The sequence below is a fragment of the Paenibacillus hemerocallicola genome, from assembly GCF_006265175.1.
In the GTDB taxonomy this organism is placed as follows: domain Bacteria; phylum Bacillota; class Bacilli; order Paenibacillales; family NBRC-103111; genus Paenibacillus_AB; species Paenibacillus_AB hemerocallicola.
This window is the reverse complement of the sequence record NZ_VDCQ01000093.1, coordinates 1-5,212: the sequence shown is the minus strand read 5'-3', so window position 1 is coordinate 5,212 and position 5,212 is coordinate 1. Positions and strand designations below refer to the sequence as shown.

The 5,212-nt window shown below is 56.7% G+C and carries 5 protein-coding genes; all 5 read left to right on the top strand.

Annotated features, from left to right (window positions below; genetic code table 11):
* Positions 1–316 precede the first annotated feature (316 nt).
* Entirely contained in the window at positions 317–1,057 is a 741-nt protein-coding gene (locus tag FE784_RS37260) for a Cof-type HAD-IIB family hydrolase (protein ID WP_139607356.1), read from the top strand.
* 28 nt (positions 1,058–1,085) lie between these two features.
* On the top strand, positions 1,086–1,571 hold the full coding sequence (locus FE784_RS37255) for a DUF456 domain-containing protein (RefSeq protein ID WP_139607355.1): 486 nt from the start codon (positions 1,086–1,088) through the stop codon (positions 1,569–1,571).
* Between the two features lie 368 nt (positions 1,572–1,939).
* Positions 1,940–2,665 carry a ThuA domain-containing protein gene (locus tag FE784_RS37250; protein ID WP_139607354.1) on the top strand — a complete coding sequence of 242 codons (726 nt, stop codon included), beginning with the start codon at positions 1,940–1,942 and terminating at the stop codon, positions 2,663–2,665.
* Positions 2,666–2,738: 73 nt separating this feature from the next.
* Positions 2,739–3,557 carry a sugar phosphate isomerase/epimerase family protein gene (locus FE784_RS37245; protein WP_139607353.1) on the top strand — a complete coding sequence of 273 codons (819 nt, stop codon included), beginning with the start codon at positions 2,739–2,741 and terminating at the stop codon, positions 3,555–3,557.
* Between the two features lie 519 nt (positions 3,558–4,076).
* The coding region (locus FE784_RS37240) for an NTTRR-F1 domain (RefSeq protein ID WP_139607352.1) at positions 4,077–5,212 on the top strand (1,136 nt) is incomplete at its 3' end.

The window sequence follows — 5,212 nt, the reverse complement described above, 5'->3', positions numbered from 1 at the left end:
CGGAAAGCGAAGCGGTTGACTTTACAATCGTGTTGTAACTGCTAAAATCTTAAAAACAACACGATGTTAACGGATGTGGAGCGCATTCCCCCACCTCTTGTCTCCCGGCGCTTCCTCTCTTTGCAGACTTTTTCATCAGCCTCATATTTTCCGGCTCACGACGTCAGTGGGGGAGATTGTTGCCGAAATAACTGCATGTTGTACAGTTCGTCCGAGTGAATCATCGAACATTTTAAATGGGGACCAAAAACATCCGGAATAAGGGACGGAGAATGGTTCCAATTTCGGGGGACCGGATAGGAGCAGGAGAGCATATATGGGACGCTACAAACTGATTGCGCTTGATATGGACGGCACGCTGCTGAACAGCGAGCACGAAGTTTCCGATGAAAACCGCGAGTGGATGTTCAAGGCGCTGGATGCCGGCGTAACCGTCATGCTGTCTACCGGACGCGGCGTTCAGAACGTATATCCGTATACGGACAAGCTGAACTTGAATACGCCGATCGTCGCCGTCAACGGAGGGGAAGTATATAGAGCTCCCCGCGAGCTGCTCGTCCGCCATTCGGTCGACGTCGAATCGATTCGCGCCATGCATGCGATGGCGGTCCGCTACGATACGTGGTTCTGGGCATACGCGGTCGAAGGCGTGTTCAACAAGGAAACGTGGACGAACGATCTCGATTCGCTGCAATGGCTGAAATTCGGCTATTTTACCGACAACGACGAGAGCCGCGCTCACATTTTGAACTGGCTGCAGGAGCAAGGCCGGTTCGAGATTACGAATTCCCATCCGCACAATCTGGAAATCAACCCGCTCGGGGTCAGCAAGGCGAGCGGAATCGCCGAAGTATGCCGGCTGCTCGGCATCGGCATGTCCGAGGTCGTAGCGATGGGCGACAGCCTCAACGATATGACGATGATCCGCGAGTCCGGTCTCGGCGTGGCGATGGGCAATGCCCAGGAAGCGCTGAAGGCGGCCGCCGACTTGGTCACGGTGACGAATAACGAGCACGCGGTTGCCCAAATTATCCGCGATTACGTACTCGCCGATTGATTGGGCTGCCGCACCGGGAGGACATGCCATGGACATCCTTGGTTGGGTATTGATCGTTGCGCTGTTCGCCGTCGGGATGGCGGGAGCCATCTTTCCGATTTTGCCGGGCGTGCTGGCCGTTTATGGAGCTTTTTTCGTATACGGACTGTTTTTCGGGTTCGGCGAATTCGGGGTTTGGTTCTGGTTTCTGCAAACGTCGGCCGTCGCCGCCATCCTTATAGCCGATTACATCGTGAACGCCTGGGGCGTCAAAAAATTCGGAGGCTCGCGGGCCTCCGTCATCGGCAGCACGATCGGTATTCTGATCGGGCCGTTCGTCATCCCGGGGATCGGTCTGCTGGCCGGACCTTTCCTCGGGGCTTGGATCGGCGAGCTGATCGCTGGCGCCGATATGAGGCAGGCGACGCGAGCCGGACTCGGTGCTCTCGTAGGCTTTTTATCCAGTACGGTCGTCAAGCTGGTGCTTCAGGCGATCATGATTGTGTTGTTTATCGTATGGATATCCGCCAATTAGGAGATGTTGCGGCAGTATAGTTCCACAGCCGTCGGCTTTGCCTTGCACCGGCAAGATTGACGCTGCTCCGGAGTGAAAATGCGGCAACAATTCCTTAAAAGTCCGGTGATTAACGGAGTGGAGGGTCTGGAATGATGGCGTAGAAGCGTCATCGTTCGCATGTGTTCCCGGATATTCACCGATTATGGTGTTATTGGGTCAAAAAATCTGGGAACAACGGCGATCGGAGACATATTCCCGACCCGTAGCGGAGTTATTCACCAGCCTTCTAAGCGGTACACATAATGCAAGGCATTGTTTAAGGGGATACCAACCGACATCCAGATTGACAAGATGGCAACTTCATTTAATTAAGGAGCTGACCGACTGTGATCCGAGTAACCGTATGGAACGAAAACGTACATGAGAAGCTGAACGAGAAAATCGCCGCCATTTATCCGAAAGGGATCCATGGCGCCATTGCCGAAGGCATCGCCTCAGAAGGCGTGCAAATCCGCACAGCCACGCTGGAGCAGCCCGAGCACGGGCTGACCGAGGAAGTGCTGAACGATACCGATGTCCTCATCTGGTGGGGACACCGCGCACATAAGGACGTATCCGACGAAATCGTCAATCGGGTGCACGACCGCGTCCTGAAAGGAATGGGCTTGATCGTGCTGCACTCGGGCCACTTCTCGAAAATATTCAAGAAGCTGATGGGCACGAGCTGCGATCTGAAATGGCGCGAGCAAGGCGATAAGGAACGCCTTTGGGTCGTCGATCCGGCGCATCCGATCGCCGAAGGATTGGGCCAATATTTCGAAATCGAGCACGAGGAAATGTATGGCGAGCATTTCGACATTCCGGCTCCGGACGAGCTCGTCTTCATCAGCTGGTTCGAAGGCGGGGAAGTGTTCCGCAGCGGCTGCACGTACCACCGCGGAAACGGGAAAGTGTTCTACTTCCGTCCCGGGCACGAGACGTACCCGACGTACCACAACAAGGACGTGCTGCGCGTTATTTCCAATGCGGTGAATTGGGCCGCTCCGCGTCACGGCATTCGTCAAACGTACGGCAACGCCAAGCCGCTCGAACCGATCAAAGGCCAACAGTAAACAGACCCGCCCGCTTGTTCCGTTCCGGGAGCACGCGGGCTTTTGGCATATCGAACAATGGGGAGGAATCGGGATGAAGCTGTCTTTTACGACGCTCGGCTGTCCGCAATGGGACCTGGAGACGATTGTATCAAGAGCGGCCGAATACGGCTTTGACGGAGTCGATTTCCGCGGGCTTCAAGGCCAGATGAACATATACGAGCTGAGTCCGTTCGCTGCGGATGTGGAGCATACGCGCCGCCGTTTCGAGGATGCGGGACTTGCCGTCACATGCTTTTCCAGCTCGATCACGCTTGTATCGAAAGAGCGCGAGGCGCAAAATATCGAGGAGCTGGAACGGTACGCAGAGCTGTGCGCTAGGTTCGGCACCCGGTATATCCGGGCATTCGGCGGCAGGCTGAACGGCGCCGACCGATCGGAAGCGCTGAACACTGCACGCTCCTATATGCAGCGGGTGGAGCCGATTCTTCGCCAGGCCGGCGTCAAGCTGATCATCGAAACGCATGACGACTGGACCCGCTGCGAAGACGTCCTCGACTTGCTGGACGGCACGTCCTCCGACACGGTGGGCGTGCTTTGGGACGTGCATCACCCTTATCGGATGTTCGGGGAAAGACCGGAGAAGACATGGGAGGCGCTCGGCTCCCGCATCGAGTATACCCACTGGAAAGATTCGCTCCCGGAGGCGAACGAACCGGGGAAATTCAAATACCGGTTCATGGGCGAAGGCGATGTGCCCTTCGGCGACATTCATTCGGTATTGCGGACTAACGGCTACGACGGCTGGTACACGTTCGAATGGGAGAAGCGCTGGCACCCGGATCTCGAGGAGCCGGAGCTCGCGTTCCCCCAATATGTGCGGTATATGCGGGCGTTGGGGGCGGGCAAGTGACATAGTACGATTGCGCAGCGAAAGCGGCGGGGCCGGAGGGGATCTCCGGCCCTTTTTCGTTATTTCCGCTTGAGACAACGTTGAAACCAGCGTTAAGGTCGGCGCGACGAGGGAAATAGTGCGGGGATAGTGCTGAAACCGAAAGTATTCGTTTTTTGTTCAACAGCCCAAGTGGGGATTACGATACTCCGGTTCATTCTACATCCGATTGCCCTAATACAGACATGAAGAGAAAGAATTTAGCTAGATTCATCTCGGGTTTACTAGGGTGTCCAAACGCGGACAAAAGTTCCGCTATCCCGGGATACCTCTTCGCAAGTACGTTGCCCCGATAGCCGTTGCAGCGCCACACCGCGCGCGGGGAGAGACGGCGCCATGGCGCTCACCGCATTTCCGCAGCATTTTTGCCTATTTATCGAGCAGCCGTTTCTTGCGAGTTGGCGTTACATATATTGATAGAGAGGTCAATGTTATGAAGTGACAGCGGCAATGAAGGCTTGCTTGAGGGAGGGCTCAACGATGTATCCATATGATCTCGTGATCAACGGCGATTTTGAGACGGGTTCTATAAGCCCTTGGAATCAGTTAAATACGAGCATAACGATGGCAGGCGCACATAGCGGTCTATATGCGGCTTTATTGGCGGGTGGACACGTCGACGCGGTTTTATCTCAAATGGTGCCTGTTCAGGAGGGCGGAGTTTACCGGTTTATGGCTTCTTTGGCGGCGGCGGGAAATTTGCCGAGTCCGCTCATGATGGTTACGATCGCCTACTATGACGATGCGCTGAGCTTTATCGGTTACGGCGTCGTGGAGGAAATGTTCGAAGGGCGATTGCCGAACGGACTGGAAGGGGAATGGTTGACACTGTACCCGGTATTGTCGATACCGGAAGGCACTTCGCAAATCATGATCGTTTTCAACAAAACTTCAACTGCGAGCTCGGCCGATGTTCTGATCGATGATGTTCAGTTAACCGAGATCGCGGGAGCGACCGGAGTAACCGGAGTAACTGGGGCAACGGGTTCAACAGGAGCGACTGGTGCCACAGGGATGACGGGAGCAAGCGGGGCCACGGGAGAGACAGGAGAAACCGGGGCAACGGGAGAGACCGGGGCGAGCGGGGCAACGGGAGTGACAGGAGCAACAGGAGCAACAGGAGCGCCGGGAGTAACAGGAGTCACGGGATCGACTGGAGCAACAGGGACGCCGGGAGTAACAGGAGTCACGGGATCGACTGGAGAAACCGGGGCCACGGGATCGACTGGAGCAACGGGAGCAAGCGGAGCAACGGGATCGACAGGAGCAAGCGGGGCCACGGGAGTGACTGGAGAAACCGGGGCAACAGGAGCCACGGGAGTGACGGGAGCAAACGGAGTCACGGGAGAGACAGGAGCCACAGGGGCCACGGGAGAGACCGGGGCGAGCGGGGCAACGGGAGAGACAGGAGCCACAGGAGTCACGGGATCGACTGGAGCAACAGGGGTGACGGGAGCTACGGGTTCAACGGGAGCCACTGGAGTAACAGGGGCGCCGGGATCGACTGGAGCAACAGGAGCCACGGGAGAGACAGGGGTAACAGGAGTCGCGGGATCGACTGGAGCAACAGGGGTGACGGGAGCCACGGGAGAGGCAGGGGCGAGCGGAGCTACGGG